The organism is Beijerinckia sp. 28-YEA-48 (assembly GCF_900104955.1).
In the GTDB taxonomy this organism is placed as follows: domain Bacteria; phylum Pseudomonadota; class Alphaproteobacteria; order Rhizobiales; family Beijerinckiaceae; genus Terripilifer.
Genome location: NZ_FNSI01000001.1, coordinates 5,109,461 through 5,130,568 on the forward strand (window position 1 = coordinate 5,109,461; position 21,108 = coordinate 5,130,568).

The 21,108-nt window shown below is 62.3% G+C and carries 22 protein-coding genes; 18 read left to right on the forward strand and 4 right to left on the reverse strand.

Features of this window, described 5'->3' with window-relative positions:
- Positions 1–12 precede the first annotated feature (12 nt).
- Positions 13–876, reverse strand: a complete 864-nt coding sequence (locus BLW50_RS23945) for a hypothetical protein (RefSeq protein ID WP_090707380.1) — start codon at positions 874–876, stop codon at positions 13–15.
- Between the two features lie 145 nt (positions 877–1,021).
- On the opposite strand from BLW50_RS23945, the gene BLW50_RS23950 reads away from it, so the two are divergent.
- The 3 genes from BLW50_RS23950 to BLW50_RS23960 all read left to right on the forward strand — a co-directional run bounded on the left by BLW50_RS23950 (position 1,022) and on the right by BLW50_RS23960 (position 3,838).
- The gene (locus BLW50_RS23950) at positions 1,022–2,008 is read left to right on the forward strand and encodes an ABC transporter substrate-binding protein (protein WP_090707381.1); all 987 of its coding nucleotides are present in this window, start codon (positions 1,022–1,024) and stop codon (positions 2,006–2,008) included.
- Positions 2,009–2,111: 103 nt separating this feature from the next.
- On the forward strand, positions 2,112–2,930 hold the full coding sequence (locus BLW50_RS23955; protein WP_170850326.1) for an NAD(P)-dependent oxidoreductase: 819 nt from the start codon (positions 2,112–2,114) through the stop codon (positions 2,928–2,930).
- Positions 2,927–3,838 carry an amidohydrolase family protein gene (locus BLW50_RS23960; protein WP_090707383.1) on the forward strand — a complete coding sequence of 304 codons (912 nt, stop codon included), beginning with the start codon at positions 2,927–2,929 and terminating at the stop codon, positions 3,836–3,838. Before BLW50_RS23955 ends, BLW50_RS23960 begins: the two co-directional genes overlap by 4 nt.
- A 230-nt stretch (positions 3,839–4,068) precedes the next feature.
- Here BLW50_RS23960 and BLW50_RS23970 read toward each other — a convergent pair whose 3' ends face one another.
- Positions 4,069–5,688: a bifunctional 3-(3-hydroxy-phenyl)propionate/3-hydroxycinnamic acid hydroxylase gene (locus tag BLW50_RS23970; protein WP_090707385.1), complete on the reverse strand. Its 1,620-nt coding sequence runs from the start codon at positions 5,686–5,688 to the stop codon at positions 4,069–4,071.
- Positions 5,689–5,706: 18 nt separating this feature from the next.
- Positions 5,707–6,477, reverse strand: coding sequence for an IclR family transcriptional regulator (locus BLW50_RS23975; RefSeq protein WP_090707386.1), 771 nt, complete (start codon positions 6,475–6,477; stop codon positions 5,707–5,709).
- A gap of 203 nt (positions 6,478–6,680) precedes the next feature.
- On the opposite strand from BLW50_RS23975, the gene BLW50_RS23980 reads away from it, so the two are divergent.
- The 6 genes from BLW50_RS23980 (at position 6,681) to BLW50_RS24005 (ending at position 11,765) form a co-directional block, all read left to right on the forward strand.
- The gene (locus BLW50_RS23980) at positions 6,681–7,481 is read left to right on the forward strand and encodes a class II aldolase/adducin family protein (RefSeq protein ID WP_090707387.1); all 801 of its coding nucleotides are present in this window, start codon (positions 6,681–6,683) and stop codon (positions 7,479–7,481) included.
- 56 nt (positions 7,482–7,537) lie between these two features.
- Positions 7,538–8,584, forward strand: coding sequence for a gentisate 1,2-dioxygenase (gene gtdA, locus BLW50_RS23985; RefSeq protein ID WP_210186117.1), 1,047 nt, complete (start codon positions 7,538–7,540; stop codon positions 8,582–8,584).
- 308 nt (positions 8,585–8,892) lie between these two features.
- Positions 8,893–10,140: a glycerate kinase type-2 family protein gene (locus BLW50_RS23990; protein WP_090707389.1), complete on the forward strand. Its 1,248-nt coding sequence runs from the start codon at positions 8,893–8,895 to the stop codon at positions 10,138–10,140.
- A gap of 1 nt (position 10,141) precedes the next feature.
- Positions 10,142–10,711 carry a chromate transporter gene (locus BLW50_RS23995; protein ID WP_090707390.1) on the forward strand — a complete coding sequence of 190 codons (570 nt, stop codon included), beginning with the start codon at positions 10,142–10,144 and terminating at the stop codon, positions 10,709–10,711.
- Entirely contained in the window at positions 10,704–11,261 is a 558-nt protein-coding gene (locus BLW50_RS24000; RefSeq protein ID WP_090707391.1) for a chromate transporter, read from the forward strand. The genes BLW50_RS23995 and BLW50_RS24000 overlap by 8 nt, the downstream gene beginning before the upstream one ends.
- Before the next feature lie 177 nt (positions 11,262–11,438).
- On the forward strand, positions 11,439–11,765 hold the full coding sequence (locus BLW50_RS24005) for a rhodanese-like domain-containing protein (RefSeq protein ID WP_090707392.1): 327 nt from the start codon (positions 11,439–11,441) through the stop codon (positions 11,763–11,765).
- A gap of 63 nt (positions 11,766–11,828) precedes the next feature.
- Here the strand turns inward: BLW50_RS24005 and BLW50_RS24010 are convergent, their stop codons facing one another.
- Positions 11,829–12,860: a S1C family serine protease gene (locus BLW50_RS24010; RefSeq protein ID WP_090707393.1), complete on the reverse strand. Its 1,032-nt coding sequence runs from the start codon at positions 12,858–12,860 to the stop codon at positions 11,829–11,831.
- Positions 12,861–13,067: 207 nt separating this feature from the next.
- On the opposite strand from BLW50_RS24010, the gene BLW50_RS24015 reads away from it, so the two are divergent.
- From BLW50_RS24015 to BLW50_RS24055, 9 genes are all read left to right on the forward strand, one after another.
- On the forward strand, positions 13,068–13,511 hold the full coding sequence (locus BLW50_RS24015) for a c-type cytochrome (protein ID WP_090707394.1): 444 nt from the start codon (positions 13,068–13,070) through the stop codon (positions 13,509–13,511).
- A 237-nt stretch (positions 13,512–13,748) separates the two neighbouring features.
- A complete protein-coding gene (locus BLW50_RS24020; protein ID WP_090707395.1) occupies positions 13,749–14,675 on the forward strand; it encodes a cytochrome c in 927 nt (308 codons plus the stop codon).
- 75 nt (positions 14,676–14,750) lie between these two features.
- Positions 14,751–15,422 (forward strand): hypothetical protein, encoded by a 672-nt coding sequence (locus tag BLW50_RS24025; RefSeq protein ID WP_139267720.1) that lies wholly within the window; start codon positions 14,751–14,753, stop codon positions 15,420–15,422.
- A 9-nt stretch (positions 15,423–15,431) separates the two neighbouring features.
- Positions 15,432–16,466 (forward strand): DMT family transporter, encoded by a 1,035-nt coding sequence (locus BLW50_RS24030; protein ID WP_090707397.1) that lies wholly within the window; start codon positions 15,432–15,434, stop codon positions 16,464–16,466.
- A gap of 105 nt (positions 16,467–16,571) precedes the next feature.
- The gene (locus BLW50_RS24035) at positions 16,572–17,189 is read left to right on the forward strand and encodes a helix-turn-helix domain-containing protein (protein ID WP_090707398.1); all 618 of its coding nucleotides are present in this window, start codon (positions 16,572–16,574) and stop codon (positions 17,187–17,189) included.
- Between the two features lie 35 nt (positions 17,190–17,224).
- Positions 17,225–18,373 carry an ABC transporter permease gene (locus BLW50_RS24040; RefSeq protein WP_090707399.1) on the forward strand — a complete coding sequence of 383 codons (1,149 nt, stop codon included), beginning with the start codon at positions 17,225–17,227 and terminating at the stop codon, positions 18,371–18,373.
- Between the two features lie 38 nt (positions 18,374–18,411).
- Entirely contained in the window at positions 18,412–19,248 is an 837-nt protein-coding gene (locus BLW50_RS24045) for an ABC transporter ATP-binding protein (protein ID WP_090707400.1), read from the forward strand.
- Between the two features lie 87 nt (positions 19,249–19,335).
- On the forward strand, positions 19,336–20,382 hold the full coding sequence (locus tag BLW50_RS24050; protein WP_090707401.1) for an MlaD family protein: 1,047 nt from the start codon (positions 19,336–19,338) through the stop codon (positions 20,380–20,382).
- Between the two features lie 78 nt (positions 20,383–20,460).
- Positions 20,461–21,078: an ABC-type transport auxiliary lipoprotein family protein gene (locus tag BLW50_RS24055; protein ID WP_170850327.1), complete on the forward strand. Its 618-nt coding sequence runs from the start codon at positions 20,461–20,463 to the stop codon at positions 21,076–21,078.
- Positions 21,079–21,108 lie beyond the last annotated feature (30 nt).

Genomic DNA, 21,108 nt, shown 5'->3' on the forward strand with positions numbered 1-21,108 from the left:
CCTTCGTTGCGGTTACGCGGCGGTGCCGTGGGCCACTGGGAAGGCTGGCATGTCCGAGAGCAGAAGATGCAGCGATGAATTCGCCGTTATGGTCGCTGTTCCGTGGCTATCCGAAGCAAAGGCCGAATGCGTTCGCAAGGCATGCCCATCAACAGATCCAGCACCGGACAGAACGAAGCCAATGCGTTGGCCATCCCGCGCCGTCAGGGTGTGGTTGTGCCCAGGATAGATGCGCAGCAGTGCGAAGGCTGTTCCCCGCGCACCGAAAGTACCGAGCGATTTCGCGCTGACGCCGGGTTCGATGTCGATCCACGGCTGGTCCTGCGGCTGCATCAAGATCGGGGCGTCCCAGCGCTTGGGTGGGTAGGCGATGCGGCGGCCGTTGACGGCTTCCCAAATCGCTTCGAACGCATCCTGATTGCGACGCACGCCTTCGGGGGGATTGTCGGTGCGGTGGTAAATGCCATTTTCGAACGCGCCGTGCTGTTGCAGCAGCGCCGTGCCTTCATTCATCTGTCGTTCGCTGATGAAGCCTTCGCCACTGTCGCCGCCGAATTGCAGGGTGATGCCAAGGCGCGCGTTGTTGGCCACTTCGGGACCATAGGGCGTGCCTTCCGGGAAATAGGCCAGTTCGCCCGGCTTGATCCATTGGCCCGGCCCGTAATTGATGTCGCCTTCTATGGCGAAGCGTAGCTGATCGAAATTGTGACGGTGGCGCGGTGTCGCGATCGGACCGTCGACGCGCACGTAAACCAGGCGGAAGTTGCTGGGATGGCCTTCCACGCCGCTCAGAAGCGTGCGGAACAGCTTGCCGCCGCCGCGAAATTCCGGCGTCGTGACGGCCCCTTCGTAAGCATCCGCGTGGCCGATCTGCATGTCGTCCTCCCCGGGTATTGAAGGCGCTTTTTTTGGTCCTTGCAAGTATGATCCCGGCAAGCCGGGAAGGCGTATTTACGGGGGTGGGACAAGTCTCTACCCTCATCGCAAGACATAAAGCTTGAATAAATCCTGGGAGGGACAAATGGCGCGCTTTTCTGCGGTGCGGGTTGCGGCGCTTGCCGCCGGTCTGACGCTAGCCTTCATGGGACTGGCGCAGGCGCAGACCAAATTGCAAGCACTGACGAAATTGAAAGTCGGGAAATCCGGCGGCCCGATGATCCTCACCATTGTCGATGTCGGCAACGAAGCTGGCATCTGGAAGCAATACGGCCTGGAGGTTGAGTCTATCTATTTCGGCGGCGAGTCGCAAACCATGGTCGGTCTCGCCTCAGGCTCGATCGATCTTGGTTTCGGGTCGGGACCAGGGCTAGCCTATCCGGTGAAGGGCGTACCGGTCACGGCCATCGCCGCCGTCAGCGGCGCGCCCTACAATATGGTGGTGTTGGTGGCGGCCAATTCGCCGATCAAATCCTTGGCCGATCTGCGCGGCAAGAAGCTCGGTGTCACCTCAGCCGGCTCATTGACCGATTGGATGGCGCGCGAGATCGGGCGCGGGCAGGGCTGGGGCAATGACGGGGTGATCTCTTTTCCCACCGGCGCTTCCAGAACATCGATCGCCGCCATGCGCTCGGGCGATATCGATGGCGTGGTCATGGGCGCGGCGACGGCCTTCGACGCCGAGTTGAACAAACAGGGCCGGGTGCTGGCGCCGCTTGGCGACATCGTGAAAGACTTTCATTCCAATGTGCTGTTTGCCCGCAACGAATTGATCGCCCAATCGCCGGATGTGGTGCAGCGCTTCGTGGATGGTTGGTTCAAGGCGGTGGCTTTCGCCAAGGCCAATCCGGAGATTACCATCAAGGTCGGCGCCGCCACCCTGCGCATCAGCCCTGAATCAGCGCGCGCCGCCTATGAAGACGAGATCACCCGCATGGCGCGTGACAGGGGCGGATTCGACAAGGATGCGGTCGAAGTGATCCGCCGTTCGCTGCGCGAGATCGGCACGCTCGACACTCCGCCGCCGGCAGAAAAGCTTTACGATGAACGGTTTGTCGCCACCCATAAATAGTTTCTCGCGACCAAGGTTGTCAGCTGCGATCGGAATGGGTACGGATCGTCCCCTCGGATTACCCGTGCAAGATTATTATCCGTGCAAGACTAAGGGAACGCTCATGTCCGGCACCATTACACTAGGCATCATCGGCTTCGGCGAGGTCGGATCAACTTTCGCGCGCGAATTCCTCGCGCGTGGAGGTGTGTCGATCTCTACATATGACATTCTTTTCAATGACCCGCAGAAGGGGGCAGCGAAAATCGAATTGGCGAAAAGCATGGGCGTGCGGCCGGCGAAAAGCGCGGCTGACGCCAGCCGCGACGCGCGCATCGTCATTTCCGCCGTCACGGCTTCCAACGTGCTTGATGTGGCGGGCGAAGCGGCCGGCTATCTCAACCAGGGCCAGTTGTTCTTCGACATCAATTCGGCTTCGCCGGTGACGAAGAAGACGGCGGCGGGCCAGATCAATGCCTCGCATGCGAAATATGTCGAAGGCGCTGTGATGGCGCCGGTGCCTGGCCCCGGCATTAAAGTGCCGATCCTGGCTGGCGGTCCAGCGGCGGAAGAAGCAGCCGCGCTACTCAATGGTCTCGGCATGAACGTGACGCCGGTGACAACGGAGCCCGGCCGCGCCTCGGCGATGAAGCTGTGCCGCTCGATCGTCATCAAGGGTCTTGAAGCGATCATGGTCGATTGCGCCGCGGCGGCAAAACAATGGGGCGTCGAGGACGAAGTGTTCGCCAGCCTCGACGCCAGCTATCCGTCGATCGATTTCCGTCAGCTTGCGGAAACGATGGGCGGTCGTGTACGTCAACACGGCATTCGCCGCGCCGCGGAAATGCGGGAGGCGGCGATGATGGTTGAGGATCTGGGCATGAATCCCGGCCTTTGCAGCGCCATCGCCGACGCACAAGAAAGAGGAGCCGACAAGAAATGAGTGCGCTGGACAAACACAAAAACCCGCCGAGCGATTTCACGCCGACCATTCCGCCGCCGGACCCGAACACCAAGACGCCGAAATTCAAACTGCCGCACAATGCGACGGATGCGCATTGCCACATCTTCGGACCGGGCGACGTCTATCCGTTCGCGCCCGATCGTTCCTACACGCCGCCGGATTCAGGCCTCGAGAAATTCGCCGCTTTGCAGGCGAAGGTTGGTCTCACTCGCGCTGTCATCGTCAACGCCTCGTGCCATGGCAATGACAACACTGTGTGCCTGGATGCCATCGCCCAGTCGAACGGCCGCTATCGCGCCGTCGCCAATATCGACGACACGTTCAGCGAGAAGGCGATCGAGGAACTGCACAACGGTGGTATCCGTGGTTGCCGCTTCAACTTCGTCGCTCATCTTGGCGGCGTGCCCGACATGCGCGTGCTCCACAATGTCGTCGACAAGATCAAGAATTTCGGTTGGTCGCTCGACGTGCATTTCGATGCGATCGATCTGCCCGAATATGCGCCGATGCTGGCGAAGCTGCCGGTGATCTACACGGTCGATCACATGGGCCGCGTCAAGGCCAGCGATGGCTTGCAGCAGAAGCCGTTCGAATGTCTCGTCAACCTGATCAAGGACGACGAGAAGTGCTGGGTGAAGGTGTGTGGGTCCGAGCGTGTGTCCTCGACCGGCTATCCCTTCCACGATGCGATCCCGTTCGCCCGCCAGATCTGCGAGCTGGCGCCCGATCGCATCATCTGGGGCACCGACTGGCCGCATCCCAACGTCAAGCAGATGCCGAACGATGGCGATCTGGTCGATCTGATCCCGCTGTTCGCGCCGGAACCGGAATTGCAGCAGAAGCTGCTCGTCACCAATCCGGGCCGGCTCTATTTCGACGAGAAATAGGCTTTAGGCTCTGACGATATGAAGACGCCCGCATCGCAGGATGCGGGCGTTTTTGTTTCGAAGCCTCGGCGTGTCAGGCGACGCTTCGTCGTCATTGCGAGCGCAGCGAAGCAATCCAGGGTCAAGGTGTGGAAACATCAGCACCAGAGGTATTTCTCGGCATTTTACCGCGTGCTCCCGGATTGCTTCGTCGCTGCGCTCCTCGCAATGACGTTGCAAGTCGGACTGACCTAGCGCGAAGCGGCGACGCGCTCGCGCACCGCGTCGGCCAGTCTGGCGATATCCGCTGGCGACGTGATCGTGGCTGTCGCCATCGTGTAACGGTCCGGCCGCACCACGACGAGGCTGTCTTTGGCGACCGGCAGCATCTGCTCCAACAGTCCATCGACATCGCGGCAAGCAGGGATCGCCGGATCGGCGCGGCGGTCGATGTTGAGGCGCATCGGCGTGACGGCGAGGGTGCGCAGGCCGTCGATGCCGAAATCCTCGCGCAGCGCTCGGGCAATCGTGCCTTGCGCATTCTCGCCATAGGCGATGAGCGCAAAATGATTGCCGATGAGATCGTCCATCTTCGCGGTCGAACGGTCGAGCAATTCGACCGTCGGCTGCGGGAACATGCGGCCGACGACTTTCGATGTGGTGTCTTCCACCAGAAAGCCCTGCTTGTAATAGGGCTTCGGCTTGAACTTCATCTGCGCGAAATAGTTCTGCAGTTTGGGCACGAAGCGCATCAGGCGGAAGGCGCCTTGCACCAGGAAAGCCTGCACCGGCGAGGTCGGCATCATCACCTTGCCGATGTTGATGGCGAATTCGATCAAAGCCCAGGCGTGCGGCTTGCGCTCGGCCTGATAGCTGTCGAGAACGCCGGGGCCGGTGATGTCCTTGGCGATGGCGGTGAAGCGCCAGGCGAGCGCATGGGCGTCGCGCACGCCGCTGTTCATGCCCTGGCCGGCGAAGGGTGGCGTCAGATGGGCGGCGTCGCCGGCGAGATAAATGCGTTTGGTGTTCCACGTGTCGCAGACACGTGCATGGAAGGCATAGACCTGCCGGCGCACGATCTTGGCGTTTTCATCAGGGCCATACATGGCGAGCAGTTTCTTGACCGATTCCTCGGTGGCGATCTCCTCGTCGGATTCGCCCTCGCGTAGTTTGAATTCGTAGCGACGCTTGCCATCGGGGCCGGGCAGGCAGATGGCGGCGCGCGCCGGATTGCACAGCACGCGGGTCTGGCGCAGGCGCTCCTTCGTCTCTTCCATGTCGACGATGAGCCACTTGTCGGGGTAGGTCGAGCCTTGCAATTCGGCGCCGATGATCTTGCGCAGGGCGCTGCGGCCGCCGTCGCAGGCGGCGAGATATTGGGCGCGGATCGTCAGCGGCGTGCCGTCGAGACGTTTGATCTCGACGGTGACGCCGTCAGCATCCTCGTTGACGCTCTCGAATGTGTGCTGGAATAGCGGTTCGACGCTGCTCCAGCGCGACAGGCCCTGGCGTAACGTCGCTTCGAGCTCGGGCTGGGTGAAGGCGCTGCGGCGCGGATAGCCATATTCGCGCGTCGTCGGCTCGACGCGGGCGAAATTGACGCCTGTCGTCGACATATAGTGCGAGCCATAGTCCGGCGCGATATCGGCCATGACCTCTTTGATCAGGCCGCAGGCTTGCATGGTGCGCAGCGATTCATCGTCAATGGAGACCGCGCGGGGCGCTTGCACGGTGAACTCATTGCGTTCGACGAGAATGGTGCGAACGCCGGCCTCGCCGAGCAGATTGGCGAGGGTCAGTCCTGTTGGGCCGGCGCCGATAATGACGACGTCGCAGGTTTTATCAGGCTGAGCCTGGTCAAACGTAGTCACACTTCCCCCCTAATGGTGTCAGGCCACTTTCTGTGTCGCTTTGGCGGTGGCTTCGTAACGGTGGCGCAAATCTTCGGCCAGCAGGCTGGCTGCGGAAACGACAAGCAGGATCAGCCGACGCCGCTGGCCTTCATCGATGCCGGCATCATGCGCGACGATGGAGAGCGAGGCGACGAGCCCAGCGTCCTTCAGAATGACCGGCGCGGAAATGCCGGCGAGGCCTGGGTCGATCTCGCTGGCGGTCGAGCAGAAGCCGCGCTTGCGGATGTCGGCGAGCTCAGCGCGCAGGGCGTCGGCCGTACCGTCGAGCCCGGCATGGTTTTCGATGAGCTTGTTGAATTGGCGCGTCGGCAGATGGGCGAGGATGACTTTCGAGGTCGAGCCGCGGGTGAGCGGCATCGGCCGTCCCCGTTCGTAGCTCGAGCGAAACGGCGTGTCGGCGGCCGCCTCGTCGGCGACGCACATCACCGAGCCGTTGTAAAAGCGGGCCAGCATGGCGACGCAGGGCACATGCGCCTGCATCACCACATCGTGCAGGACGGGCCGGCCAGCCACCACCAGCGGATCGGTGAGGCGCAGCGAGCGATCGAATTCGATGAAGGCAGGCCCAAGCCGATAGGAGGCTTCGGCCGCCTGTTCGAGAAAGCCGCCGGCGACGAGATCGCGCACGGTGCGATAGACGGTGCTGGCGGGCACGCCGATGGCTTCGGCGATGGCCGGCACGGTCCAGGCCGGGGTGTCGGGCGTGAACAGGCGCAGGACGCCGAGGAATCTGCTGAAGCCAGCCATATGCCTTGCTCCTTTGTCAGAACTGCTCTGAGCTGCCTGCAAGATGCATCTTTATTATTATTTTTTGAGAATATTGACAATCAAAATCGTAAGCGATAATCATATTTATGAGACGCGGTGTCTTGCCTGCGACACGTTTGTGCGCGAGGGCTTGCCGCAGCAACGTCTCGACACAGGGTCGGGCATCGGGAGGAGCGAAGCGTATGTGTGCACCGGGACATAGTCATTCGTTTGATCCGGCGAGCGCCGGGGGCGTTGCCTCCACGACGGCGACGGCTGGTCCGAAAGCCGATGCCAGCCTCATCGAAGATCTCGTCACAGCCAATCATATTCTCTACGGCGAGGGCATCGTCGATGCCTTCGGCCACGTCAGCGCCCGTCACGACAAGCGGCCCGATCGGTTCCTTTTGGCGCGCAACATGGCGCCGGCCACGGTCGAAGCGGAAGACATCGTCGAGTTCGATCTCGATGGCGCGCCTGTCGATGCCCATGGCCGGGCCGTCTATCTCGAACGGTTCATTCACGCCGAAATCTATCGGGCGCGGCCCGATGTGATGGGCATCGTTCATTCTCACTCCCTGTCGGTCGTGCCGTTCAGTCTGGTGCCGTCGTTCCCGTTCCGCGCCGTCACACACATGGGTTCGTTCATCGGCACCTGCGCACCGATCTTCGACCTTCGCGACGTGGTTGGCGACGACAATGATCTGCTCATCACCAACGGCATGCAGGGCAAGGCGCTGGCGAAAGTCCTGGGCGATCTGAACGTCGTGCTGATGCGCGGCCATGGTTCGACGGCTGTCGGCACCACGCTGCGCGAAGCGGTGTTCCGCGCCGTCTATACGGAGCAGAACGCCAGGGTGCTGTCGGACGCCGCGCGCCTTGGCGGTCCGATCACCTCGTTGAGCGAGGGGGAAACGCGCACGGCGACCCGTGTCATCGGTGGCACCGCCTCGCGCGCTTGGAACCTGTGGGCCTTGCAGGCGCAAGGCGACATGGAAGGATAGGGGCCGATCAGGCGCCCTAAGGACTTGTTGTAGATAACCAACGGATGGAGCCTCAGATGTCGACAGCTACCGCAGTCGCGCCGGCGAAAGACCGGCAGAAGTTTTATGACCGCCTCGCGCCCCAAAATTTGGCGCCGTTGTGGGAAGTGCTCAAGGGCCTCGTGCCGCTTGAGCCGAAGAGCAAATTCGTGCCGCATGTCTGGCGCTTCAAGGAATGCCGCGAATTCCTGATGGAAGCCGGCGATCTCCTGACGGCGGATGAAGCCGAGCGCCGCGTGCTGGTGTTCGAGAACCCGGCCATGCCGGGCGGTTCGCGCATCACCGCCACCATGTATTCGGGCATGCAGCTCATCCTGCCGGGTGAGATCGCGCCGGCCCATCGTCACACCGCTTCGGCGTTGCGCTTCGTGCTCGAAGGCAACCTCGGTTATACGGCGGTGGCTGGCGAGCGCACCGAAATGGAGCGCGGCGATTTCGTCATCACGCCGAACTGGGCCTGGCACGACCACGGCCAGGAGCATGACAAGCCGGTGATCTGGATCGATGGCCTCGATCTGCACATGATCAACTTCTTCGAAACGGCCTTCAGCGAGCACGCCAATGACAAGGCGCAGCTGGTGCAGAAGCAGCCGGGTGAATCGCAGGCGCGCTGGGGTGCCAATATGGCGCCGTTCCAGATGGCATCGCCGTTCGGCCTGACGACGCCGATCTTCAACTACAAGTATAAGGCCAGCCGGGAAGCGCTGATGGCGATCGCCGCCGCCGGCAAGCCGGACGCTTATCGCGCCCACGCGTTGCGTTACACCAATCCGATCGACGGCGGCTGGCCGATGCCGACCATCGCGGCCTGGCTGTCGCATCTGCCGAAGGGTTTCGAGACCAAGCCGCTGCGCTCGACCGATGGCCAGACCGTCATCGTCGTCGAAGGCGAGATCGAAGTCGAAGCTGGCGACAAGAGCTTCCGCGCTGGCGAAGGCGATGTCATCTCGATGCCGAGCTGGGTGTGGCGCAAGTATCGCGCCTCGAAGGATGCGATCACCTTCACCTTCTCCGACCGCAGCGCGCAGGAGAAGCTCGGCCTGTTCCGCGAGGAACTGCGCTAAGCAAATTGGACTGCACTAAACTGCATTGATGACGCCGCGGCTGAACATTAGCCGCGGCGTTTTCGTTTGGGTCTCGGTATTGTCCGCCCTCAGCGCTGAGCAGCCGCCGCGAATATGTATGTTCTTCCATACCGGCGCGAAGCTGCCTCTGCCCAAGGCATAGACCGAAGCTGTCGTTCCCATAACCGAAGGCGATATGGCTGCGGTACGAGGCACAGGGCGTGTCTGGTCAAACTCATTTGAACACGCCGATTTGGGCTTGCGTTCCGCTGCGATCGGCGTCAAGCGAGAACGTAAGCGGAGGAATCATGACAGGGCGGCGGGCACTTCTGGAAACCATGTTCCGTGCGGCCATTGCTGCCGCCGATCCGGCTCTCGCCATTCCTCGTCATCTGCCGTCTGCGCCGCGTGGCCGGACCATCGTCATCGGCGCCGGCAAGGCCGCCGCCAGCATGGCCAAGGCGGTCGAAGACCATTGGCCGGGACCGCTCGAAGGGCTGGTGGTGACACGCTATGGCCATGGCGCCCCGTGCCAGCGCATCGAAGTGGTGGAAGCCGCCCATCCGGTGCCCGATGCGGCCGGCCGCGCCGCTGCCGGGCGTATCCTCGACAAGGTGCAAGGCCTCAGCCCCGACGATCTTGTCCTGTGTCTGATTTCCGGTGGTGGTTCGGCCTTGCTCAGCCTGCCGATCGACGGGCTGACGTTCGAAGCCAAACAAGCGATCAATTCAGCCTTGCTGAAAAGCGGCGCGCCCATCGGTGAGATGAACATCGTGCGCAAGCATCTCTCGGCCATTAAGGGCGGCCGGCTGGCGGCTGCGGCCTGGCCGGCGCAGGTGGTGTCGCTGATCATTTCCGACGTACCCGGCGATGATCCCGCTGTCGTTGCCTCGGGGCCGACGATCGCCGATCCCAGCACATCGGCACAGGCCCTGGAGATTCTCCAGCGCTATGGCATCGCCGTGCCCGAAGCGGTGGCGCAGCGCCTGGCGCGCGGCGAAGACGAAACGCCAAAGCCCGGCGATCCGCGCCTGGCCAGGGTCCAGACCCATGTCATCGCCACGGCGCAATTGTCGCTCGATGCGGCGGCGGAGATCGCACGTCAGGCCGGGCTCAAGCCGGTGATCCTGGGCGATGCGATCGAAGGCGAAGCGCGCGATGTCGGGCGCGAACATGCCGCGCTGGCTTTGCACGTGACGCAAGAGGCGCGTCCCTGCGCCTTGCTGTCGGGCGGTGAGACGACGGTGACGGTGCGCGGCACCGGACGCGGTGGTCGCAACGCCGAATATCTTCTCGCCTTGGCTTTGGCGCTCAAGGGCCGCGCCGGCATTCACGCATTGGCCGGCGATACCGATGGCATTGATGGTGTTGAAGCCAGCGCTGGCGCGTTGGTTGCGCCCGATACATTGCAGCGCGCTGCCGCGCTCGGTTTGAACGCGCAAGCGATGCTCGACAACAACGATGCCTGGACTTTCTTTTCGACGCTCGATGATCTGGTGGTCACGGGACCTACACTGACCAATGTGAACGATTTCCGCTGCACCATTATCGAGTGACATGACCGCAACCTCAGCCACTGAACACCCGATCATCCCGCTTCGGAAGATATTTTCAGTCTTCTTTTGGATCGGTGCTTTCAGTTTTGGTGGGGGTCTCACCGGCTGGGTCTATCGCGAGGTCGTGACCAAGCATGGGTGGATGACGGACGATGAGATCCTGTCCGGCATCGCTTTGGCCCAGGTGTTGCCCGGCGCCAATGTCACCAATCTCGCGGTCTTCGTCGGCAACAGGCTGCGCGGCTATGCGGGGGCCGCCGTTGCACTGGTGGCGTTGATCAGTCCGCCGCTGGTGATGTGCGTTCTGGCGCTTGGCGCCTATAGCTTCATCCAGCAGATATCGCTTCTGCATGCGGCGGTGGATGGCGTGGCGGCGGCTGCCGTCGGGCTCAACATCAGGCTTGGCATCGTGGGTGCCGTGCGGGTGGTGCGTCGTGTCGGGCCGACCATCACCATGCTGGCGACCTTCATCGCGGTGGGCGTGCTCAATTGGCCGTTGGTGCCGGTGGTGCTGGTGATCGCGCCGCTGTCGATCGCCTCGGTCTGGCCCTGGAAACGCACCCATGGATGACGGCAATAATTCCAGCTTCGCGCCGTTGATGGCGTTGATCGCGGTTCTGGCGCCGTTTTCGCTGGTCGCTATTGGCGGCGGGCCGGCGATTTTCGCGCCGCTGCAGCATCAGGCGGTGGACGTGCATCGCTGGGTCTCAGCGCGCGAATTCATCGAATTGTTCGCCGTCGCCCGGGTGGCGCCGGGGCCCGGGTCCATGCTGGCGACCCTGATCGGCTGGAAGGTCGCGGGCTGGGCCGGGGCGATCGTGGCGACCCTGGCGATTTTCCTGCCGTCCTCGCTTCTGTGCATCGTCGTCTCCCGCTTTTGGTCGCGCTATCGCGGCCGGGCCTGGCATCGGGCGCTGGAAGACGGATTGGCGCCGATCGGCACCGGATTGATGTTTGCCGGCGCCATGGCCATTTTTAAACTGGCGAACGCTGGCCCCTTGGGTTGGGGCTTGGGCATAGGGGTGGCGGGCTTGCTCACCCTGTGGCCAAAACTGCATCCTTTTCTTGTACTTGGCCTGGGGGCTGTGGTTTTTGTCGCGATCGCCGCCGTGCCGCATTGACGCTGTCGTGGCCGGTTGAGGGCGGCGGCTCTGGCTGGTATGCAGCATGCGTATAGCGTTTCATAGCTCGACGGCATCGTCGAGCTATGAAGACGCGTCCAAATAAGACGATCTAAGCAAAATCACGTTTCTACCGAAACGTGATTTGCTCTAGTCAGCGGATGACGGAGTTTTGAAATGTCTGGTCCTGTGGTGGAAAATGTCAGCCTCGACGAGCTGAAGCAGGGCTTGGCTAACGGCAGCATCATCCTGGTCGATGTCCGCGAGGCCAATGAATATGAGGCCGGGCATATTCCCGGCGCTTTGTTCAACCCGTTGTCCGGCTTCGATCCGGCGGCTTTGCCGAAGGAAGCCGGCAAGCGGGTCGTCCTGTCCTGCCGGTCCGGCCGGCGCACCCTGATGGCCCTGGAGCAGGCGCAGAACGCCGGCCGCAGCGACATCACCGCCCATTTCGGCGGCGGCATGCTGGCCTGGGACGCGGCCGGCGAGCCGGTCGAAACTTAAGAAAAGCGCGGTTCAATCGAACCGCGCTTTCGCTTTCAGCTCTCACTTCGCCCAATGGGCTGATCAGGCGGCATTCCGCTCGATCGGTGCGATCCACAGCCGGCGCATCTGCGAATTGCGCAGGAAGTCGACGGACAGGGTCTTGTTGATGCGATCGGCGTCGAGCAGGCGCACCAGGTCTTCCGTGCCGGTCACGGGATGATCGTCGACGGCGATGATCGTGTCGCCGGACATCAGTCCAGCTTGCGCGGCGGGCGAATCCTTCTCGACCACAGTGATCATTGACGCCGAGCGCTGGGTCAGCGCCAGGCGCAGGATGGTCCGGCGCGGCAGCGGAATCGTGCTGGCGCCGATACCGATCCAGCCGCGCCGCACGCGGCCATGGCGGATCATTTCACCGAGCACGAAATTGGCCGTATTGCTGGCGACGGCGAAACAAATGCCCTGCGCACCGGCGATGATGGCGGTGTTGATGCCGATCACCTCGCCCGCCGATGACACGAGCGCGCCACCGGAATTACCCGGATTCAGCGCCGCGTCGGTCTGCACCACGTCGTCGATCATGCGACCATTGGTCGAGTGCAGCGAGCGGCCGAGCGCCGAAATCACGCCTGCGGTGACGGTGGTGTCGAAGCCGAGCGGATTGCCGATGGCAATGGCGATCTGGCCTGGCCGCAGCCGGCTCGAATCGCCGAGCTTGGCGTGGGGCAAGGTCATGTCGGTCTCGATCCGCGCCAGGGCCAGATCGGTGTCGGGATCGCGCGCCAGGATGCGGGCCGAGAAATGGCCGCCGTCCGGCGTGGTGATCTCGGCCGAACGGGCCGACTGCACCACATGGCTGTTGGTGAGCACGAGCCCATCGGGCGAAACGATCACGCCTGAGCCGGAACCGCGCTTGCGGTTTTCGGCATCGCGAATGTCGAGGCGCACCACGGCCGGGCTGACACGCGCGGCCGCTTGCGACACGGTGAGCGAATAGGCATCGAGCAGCGCGTCATCTGACGGTGTTGCTGGGGCGTTTATATGGGTGGCGGAACCTTCCGCCTCGTGGAGCACTTCATCGTCCAGGATGAAGCGCGGATTTTCATCAAACATGGAACTCTCCTGGACCAGGATATGGAGATTGCATGGGTTTTCCACCAGAGGCCGCGCTACGGGCGGATTGAGCGCGCTCAAATGGCGGATTCCAATGCGTTTCCCTGATCCCCGATGAGCGGGGCCTTCACGAACTGTTGACGCGTGCAGTGCAACGTTTGCGATTAGAAACCTCTGTTGTCTCGAAAGCTTGAAGGGAGCTTTTTGATGAAATCGAATTGGATCATTGCTGGTATTCTGGTGGTGGGCGCGGCAATTGCAGCTGGCTCCGTCATGGCGCAGAGCGACCCGATCGCTCAGCGTAAGGCCCTGATGAAGGGCATCGGAGATGCCGGCCGTGCGCCCGCGGCGATGCTGAAGGGCGAAGCCTTCGCCCTGGAGCCGGTTCAAGCGGCGTTGAAGGCGATGCAGAACGCCGGCAAGCAAGGCCCGACGCTGTTCCCCGACACCAGCAAGACCGGCGGCGAAACAGCCGCGTTGCCGAAAATCTGGGAAACCCAGAACGATTTCAACGCCAAGTTCGCTAAGCTGGAAAAAGACGCCACGGAAGCGATGACGACCATCAAGGACGAAGCGAGCTTCAAGGCGATCTATCCGGCGCTGCTGCGCGATTGCGGCGCTTGCCACAGCGATTATCGCGCGCGGCGCTAAGCCCGAGCGTACTCAGTTCCCAAGCAAAAATTGCGTTTCTATAGAAACGCAATTTTGCCTGGGATCTTTGTTTAGACGCGTCTTTGTGGCGTTTGATCAAATCAAACTGCAAAACGCTATAGGGCGGCTTCGGCCGCCCTTTTTGCGTTTGTTATATATGCTAGCCAAGGTTTTCCGGAGCACCGCGATCGTGCATGATCGCGTAACCCAAATCTTGCGGTTCAATTGGGGATTCTCATGCGCAGGCTGCTGACCGTCTTGATCGCGCTGGGCGTGATCGCCGCCATTGCCGGCTGGTTTTTGTCGGCGCCGAAGCCGCTGTTCGCGGCCGGCGACAAATCGCTGGAAGCGGGCGGCAATGTCGAGCGCGGGCGACAGGTGTTTTTCGCCGGCGGCTGCGCCTCCTGCCATGCCACGCCTGGGCAGAGTGATCGGCTGAAGCTGGGGGGCGGTGTCGAAATGCCGTCGCCGTTTGGGTCTTTCTATACGCCCAACATTTCGCCCCATCCGACCGATGGTATCGGCCGCTGGACCGTCGCCGACCTCGCCAATGCGATGATGGCGGGTGTGTCGCCTGAGGGCTCGCATTTCTATCCGGCATTTCCCTATACGAGCTATGCCGGGGCCAAGCTCGACGATGTGCGCGACCTGATGACCTTTCTGCGCACATTGGAACCGGTGGCTGGCAAGGCGCGCGACCATGCGTTGCCGTTTCCATTCAACATCCGCCGTGGCCTTGGCCTGTGGAAGTTGGCTTTCTTCCATCCCGCACCTGTGCGCGATGAGCCCGGCCAGTCCGCCGAATGGAACCGTGGTCATTACCTGGTGGAAGCGCTCGGCCACTGCGCCGAATGCCATTCGCCACGCAATTTCCTCGGCGCCATCGTGCCTTCGCAGCGCTTCGCCGGCGGGCCTGATCCGGAGGGCAAGGGCTGGGTGCCCAACATCACTGAGTCCGAAAACGGGATAAAAACCTGGGACAAGGCCGATGTGGTGCAATTGCTGCAATTCGGCCTGACGCCGGAGGCCGATACGGTTGGCGGTTCGATGGGGTCGGTCGTCAAGAACATGGAAGCGCTGCCGAAGCCCGATCTGGAAGCCATGGCGACATTCCTCAAATCGTTGCCGTCGCGCGAAGGGCCGCCAAAACCAGAGAAGAAATGAGGCAACGGCGGCCATCAGCTTGCAATCATGAGCCTGACGGCGAAACTGGGCGCATCTGATTCGGGTGGGGCCGACATGACCAGCAATCTGCCCATGGCGCAGGTGGACGAGCATGATTTCGAGGCCATCGAAGCCGCGGTGATGGAAACCGCGCGTGGGCGCTGGTTTCTCACAGAATATGCGCGCCGCATGCGAGCTGCCGAAACGACCAAAGTGCTTGAGGCGATCACCCGGCTTGAGCGGTCCTTCGCCATCGACAAGGCGAAGCAAGCCACGGACGGGCCGCTGGGCGCGAGCGAATTGACGGAAGCCGTGGCGTTGATCGAGCGGCGGCTGAGCGAAATCGCCTGGAGCCTGCGCGAGCGCGGTTTCGATGGCCGAACCTGCACCGAGATCGAGAACCAGGCGCGCGCCTTGCGGCAGTTGACGGGCGCCGTGCCGGCGCCCGTGGCGCCGTCGATCGCTGCCGCGCCTGCCGCGCCGGTGATTGCGCCAGCACTGGCCCCGGTGGCCGCCGCGCCAGTGTCTCAGCCGATCGCGCCGAGCACCAGGCCGCCGGCAGCAGTTGCTGCGCGGACCATGTCGTCGATCGCCAGGCTCAACACCCGGCTGGCGGAAATTCGCCAGAGCGGCACCGTGGAGCGCGCGGGGACGAGCGACGCCGCGTCATTCGCTGGCCGCGCTTTGCGCAGCCTGGCTGAAATCGATGCGATGGACGATCGCGCCCGTGCCCGGCTGTTCAGCTGATGGCGGGAGGTGTCGATCCAGACGTCTAAGACTGTTCTCGGGATCGGCCTGAAGCTGACTGCGACGGCGGTTTTTTCGGTCATGCTGGCGCTGGGCAAGGCCTACAGCACCTATCCGGTGGCGCAGCTCGTCTTCTTCCGCTCGGCTTTCGCGCTCGTGCCGCTGATGATCTGGCTGTTGCTGCGCGGCGATTTTCCGCGGGCGCTCTACACGTCCAGGTTCCGTGGCCATCTGGTGCGATCTGTTGCCGGCATCGGCAGCATGTTCTGCATGTTCGCCTCCTACGCGCTGCTGCCGCTCGCCGATGCGACGGCCATCGGCTATGCCGCGCCGCTGATGATCGTCGTGCTTGCCGGCTTGCTGCTGGGCGAACGGATCACCTTGTTTCGCTGGGGGGCGGTGCTCATCGGTTTCTGCGGCGTTCTGGTGATGCTGTCGGACCATCTGGCCGGGACTATCGGCTCTGGCGTCGTGTCCGATCGCGGGGCCATCGGCGCGATGATCGCTTTTGTTGGCGCTATCCTTGTCGCCATCGCGATGATCCAGACACGGCGGCTGACCATGTCGGAGGACACCGGCGCCATCACCTTCTATTTCCAGGCGACCTGCACGGTCGCCGGCGCCTTGATCCTGTTCGCGGCCGCCTATTGGCCCTCGAACTGGCCGCTGGCCACGCTGATCCAGCCGCAGGCCTGGGTCTGGCCGACTCTCCAGGACTGGGGCCCCTTGATCCTGATCGGTTTCTGCGGCGGCGTCGGTCAGATCTTCATGACCCAGGGCTATCGCTACACCGATGCCTCGATCCTGGCCGTGTTCGACTATGCGTCGCTGCTCTTTGCCATCGTCATGGGCTTTTTCTTCTTTGGCGACGTGCCGTCCGAGGTGGTACTGGGCGGCGCGCTGGTGGTGATCGCCGCCGGTCTCGCCGTGCTGTGGCAGGAACGCTGGCAAGAACGTCGACAAGAACTTCGACAAGAACGCCAGATGGGCAAGAACGGCCAGACATCCGCTGTCCTGACAGGCCCCGACAATCGCCCGACATAAGCGCCTGTTACACGCATTTTCATGTCGAAGCCGGCTGATTTTGTTCTGTATTTCAAACAAATTTGTATATTATGCCAAACGTGACGTCTGGTGGCGGGATCGAATATGGGTGTCGAAGGACGAGATCGGCAAAAAACCATGGAGGCCGGCGCCCAGGCGCTGACCGGCCAGATGGGCAAGACCGTACAACGGTTGCGCAAAGCCTATAATCTCTCGCTGTCGGAACTGTCGGAGCAATCCGGGGTCGCCAAATCGATCATCAGCCAGATCGAGCGTAACGAAACCAATCCCACTTTGGCGACGATCTGGCGGCTGTCGCAGGCGCTCGACGTATCGATCGAGCGGGTGTTGCAGACGGCCGAGGACGAACCGTTCCTCGAGACGTCGACCAAGGGCGATACGCCGATCCTGGTCACCGACGACGGCCGCTGCCGCCTGGCGATCATCGGCTGGATCAAGACCGTCGAATGGCTGCAATGGTACGATTTTCGCGCCGCGCCCGGCGGCACCTTGGAATCGGAAGCGCATCAGCGTGGATCGGTCGAATCGCTTTCGGTGCTGGAAGGCGAACTCGAAGTGGAAGTGGCGGGCGTGATCGAGACGGCCAAAGCCGGCGATACCCTGCGCTATCGCTGCGACCGGCCCCACACGATCCGCAACAAAACGGGAGAACCTGCCCACGCCACAATGGTCTGCATTCTCAAAGCCGCGGTGATGGAATAATGCCGGTGTGCATCGATAGTGGCAGGATGTGGTGAATGACCTCGGCGACGACGGATAGGGACGCCCAGGCGCCTCAGGTTGAGAGCCGTGATGGCGCGCGGATTGTTTTATCCGGTCCCTGGACGGTTGCGCATGGCGCCGAGATGGAAGCCGCGGTCGCGCAGATCAATCACAGTGCAGCCGGTGACAAGGCCGTCACCATCGATCTTTCCGGTGTCGAGCGGCTTGATACGGCCGGCGCGTGGCTGATCGATCAAGCCCGCCGGCAGTTCGATGCCAAAGGCGTGCAAGCGACCTTCGCCGGCGCCAAGCACGAACAGCAAATCTTGTTGAAGGAAGCGCATTTCCGCACCTTCGACGAAGGCAAGCCCCGCAATACTCATGCGATCGTCGATCTGCTCGTCGATGTGGGCAAGAGCGTCGTCGGCGCGCTGAAGGATTTCTATGCCGGGTTCGCCTTCCTTGGTGAAGTGATCAGCGCGCTGCTGCGCGCGATCACCCATCCGCGCCGGCTGCGCCTGACCTCCGTCGTCTATCACTTGGAAAATTTCGCGCTGCGGGCGCTACCGATCATCCTGCTGATCAATTTCCTCGTCGGCTGTATCGTCGCGCAGCAGGGCATTTTCCAGTTCACGAAGTTTGGCGCGACGGCCTTCGTCGTCGATCTGATTGGCGTTCTGGTCTTGCGCGAACTGGCGGTCTTGCTGACCTCGATCATGATGGCTGGCCGCACCGGTTCGGCGATCACCGCCGAAATCGGTTCGATGAAGATGCGCGAGGAGATCGACGCGCTGAAAGTGATGGGGCTCGACCCGATCGAAGTGCTGGTTCTGCCACGGCTGATCGCCTTGATCATCGCCCTGCCGCTGCTGACGTTTCTTGCCGATCTCGCCGCCATATTCGGCGGCATGCTGATCGCCTGGGGTTATGGCGATCTGTCGCCGGAAATTTTCACCGCGCGCCTGCGCGAGGCGATCGGCATGAACACCTTCCTGGTCGGCCTCATCAAAGCCCCGTTCATGGCCTTGATGATCGGCATGATCGCGGTGATCGAAGGTTTCGCGGTGCAAGGCTCGGCCGAATCGCTTGGTCGCCAGGTGACGGGTTCTGTGGTGAAATCGATCTTCATGGTGATCTTCGTCGACGGTCTGTTCGCGATGTTTTTCGCGGCGATCAGATATTAGGGTTCGCAGATATCAGGGTTCGCAGGTATTGGGTCTCGATGATGGCGGCTGATCAAACTTCGCAACAGATTCCCGCCCGGTCAGCCAAGACAGGGGATGCCGACGGGCAGGCCGGCACGCTGGCTATACGCGCCCGCGGCGTCACCGTTGGCTTTGGCGAGCGCATCATTCTCAATGGCCTCGATCTTGATGTGAAGCGCGGCGAGGTGCTCGGCTTCGTCGGCGGTTCGGGCACGGGCAAATCGGTTCTGACGCGCACGATCCTGGGATTGATCCACAAGCAGGCCGGCAAGATCGAGGTCTTCGACCAGGATCTCGACAGCCTGACGCGCGACGGACACCGGGCGATCGAGCGGCGCTGGGGCGTGTTGTTTCAGCAGGGCGCGCTCTTCTCGGGGCTGTCGGTTTTGCAGAACATCCAGGTGCCGATGCGCGAATATCTGCATCTGTCGCACAAGCTGATGGACGAGCTGGCCATGCTCAAAATCGAGATGGTCGGCCTCAAGACCGATGCGGCGGACAAAATGCCGTCGGAACTGTCGGGCGGCATGATCAAGCGCGTCGCTCTGGCGCGCGCCCTGGCGCTCGATCCGGAACTGCTCTTTCTTGATGAGCCGACCTCGGGCCTTGATCCGATCGGCGCCGCCGATTTCGACGACTTGATCGCTACCCTGCAAAAGACGCTGGGACTGACCGTTTTCATGGTCACTCACGATCTTGACAGTCTGTACTCAATTTGTGACCGCATTGCCGCGCTCGCTGGCGGCAAGGTCGCGGCGGAAGGAACTATCCAGGAAATGCTGGAATCTGAACAGCCTTGGGTGCGTTCCTATTTCCACGGTAAACGCGCCACGCGGATGAATGGTGGCGTATGAAGCTTCCAATGAACTTGCCAGTGAACTTGCCAGGTGTTGGAAACAGGGATCGGGGCCTATATCCTCGCCGGTTCGGAGCGGAGTGAGATGGAAACCAGAGCCAACTATGCCCTGATCGGCTTGTTTACCCTTGCGGTGATCGCTGCGGGCTTTCTGTTCGTCTTCTGGTTCTCGCGTGGCGCGACGTCCGAGGGACGGGTCACCTATGACGTCAGTTTCACGACTTCGGTGTCAGGCCTGTCGCGTGGCTCGCAGGTGCTTTTCAATGGCGTGCGTGTCGGCGAAGTGATGCGGGTCGATCTGGATCCTCAGGATCCGACCAAGGTCATCGCGCGGATCACCGTCAATCCGCGTGCGCCGGTGAAGGTCGATACCGGGGCGCGGCTGGAGTACCAGGGTCTGACCGGCGTGGCCGCGATCGCCCTGACGGGCGGTTCCGCCGGGTCGGCGCCGCTGCAGAGTTCCGATAACACGCCAGCTGTCATCCATGCCGAGCGGTCTGATTTTCAAAACATCGTCGAAACCGTGCAGCGTCTTTCGGGACGTCTCGACGGTATCCTCGACAAGGCTGACAAACTGTTTTCGGAAAACAGCGGCTCCATTGCCAATACGGTGCACAATGTCGAGACCTTCTCCAAGGCGCTGGCCGACAATTCCGGTGGCGTGAAGCAGTTCCTGTCGGCTATGTCCGATGTCGGGACGGCCATTGGGCCGCTGACCCGGTCCATTGACGAGCGGGTCAAAGCTATCGATCCGCAGCGGGTGAAATCGATCGTCGCCAATGCCGACGACATTTCCAGCAAGCTCAACAAAGCGTCGGACAAGGTCGAGAGCGTGCTGGCGAGCCTCGATAGCTTCTTTGGCAGCAGCGAGGGCAAGGGCGCGATGACCGACATTGGCGAGGCGGCCCGGTCGATCCGCAAGCTGGCCGACAATCTCAATGTCCGCACCAAGGATTTGGCCGCCAATCTCAATCGCTTCAGCGGCTCGGGGCTGCGCCAGTACGAGGCCTTGGCCGCGGACGGGCGCAAGACCCTGGATGAGCTGAACCGGACGCTGCGCTCCCTCGAGCGCAACCCGCAGCAGCTGATTTTTGGCCCCAAGCCGTCGATTCCCGAATATAGCGGCCGCTGACCTGATATTGCTTTCGACCCCGTTTATTGCTTACTCCGGATTGATCGTATGAGCTTTGAAGAATCGCGGGAGCCGCGTGTGTCGAGAGCAGACGGTTCGTTTTCGGCTAACGTGCGCGGGTTGTCTCGCCGTACCAGGCGGTTTGCCGTCGCCTCCCTTCTGGCCCTGGCGGTCGCAGCCTGCGGCGGCTCACCTTCCGATACGTTTGATCTGAACCCTGCGTCGGGCGCCAAGGGCCGGGCAGGGCGTGGCCAGCTGGCCGTGTCCGAGCCAATCGCGATCTCGCCCTTCGATTCCGAGCGTATCGTGGTGCGCGGCGCCGACCAGGTGGCGTTCCTCAAGGGGGCGCAATGGACCGACCGTCTGCCGCGCCTGTTGCAGTCGCGCCTGGTGCAGACCTTCGAGAACGGCCGTCTGCTGCGGGCGGTGGGACGCTCGGGCGGTAAGCTGGTCGCTGATTTTACGCTGGTGACGGAGATCCGCCATTTCGAGATCGATCTGTCGACCAGCCAGGCGGTGGTGGAAATCTCCGCCAAGCTGGTCAGCGAGCAGTCGGGCCGGATTCGGGCGGCACGCATTTTCCACGCGGAGGCGCCGGGCTCGGCCGCCGACGGAGCCCGTGCCTCGGCGGCGCTCGATGTGGCGCTGGGCCAGGTGATGCGCGAGATCGTCGGCTGGACCTCGTCGGCGATGTAGGCTGGTCGTTCAGCGTTACAACAAAAAGGC